Source organism: Shimia marina (assembly GCF_001458175.1).
GTDB lineage: Bacteria > Pseudomonadota > Alphaproteobacteria > Rhodobacterales > Rhodobacteraceae > Shimia > Shimia marina.
The window spans coordinates 1-384 of record NZ_CYPW01000039.1; the positions used below are offsets into that span (position 1 = coordinate 1).

At 54.7% G+C, this 384-nt stretch carries 1 protein-coding gene; it reads right to left on the bottom strand.

What is annotated here, in order from left to right; translation table 11 throughout:
* Nucleotides 1-114 precede the first annotated feature (114 nt).
* Nucleotides 115-330 (bottom strand): hypothetical protein, encoded by a 216-nt coding sequence (locus SHM7688_RS17660; RefSeq protein ID WP_058239504.1) that lies wholly within the window; start codon nucleotides 328-330, stop codon nucleotides 115-117.
* Nucleotides 331-384: the final 54 nt, after the last annotated feature.

Sequence of the window (384 nt, forward strand, 5' to 3'; positions counted from 1 at the left end):
GCTTCGTCTTTGCGGAAGTTTTTGATGAATTTGATCATGGTGTCTCTCCAAAAATAGATGTGTCAGGTGAGCGCGGCAGGATATGTTTTCTGCCTGCGCTCAGAGGGTCTGGACTTAGCTGTCAGCCGCTGCGCCAGGAGCGATGGTTGCGGTTGCGGCGTCTGCACCGTTGAGCGCGCCAGCCGCTTGGCCTGTCAGCGTGGAGGTGGATGTTTCGATGGCGGTGAATGCTGCCACTGCGAGGCCAACCACGGCTGCGGTCAGAACAACCCAGTCAACAGTTACGGCGCCGGCTTCGTCTTTGCGGAAGTTTTTGATGAATTTGATCATGGTGTCTCTCCAAAAATAGATGTGTCAGGTGAGCGCGGCAGGATATGTTTTCTG

What these genes read in the sequence shown, in the direction of transcription:
- SHM7688_RS17660 (WP_058239504.1), bottom strand. Translation starts at nt 330, where the DNA reads ATGATCAAATTCATCAAAAACTTCCGCAAAGACGAAGCCGGCGCCGTA.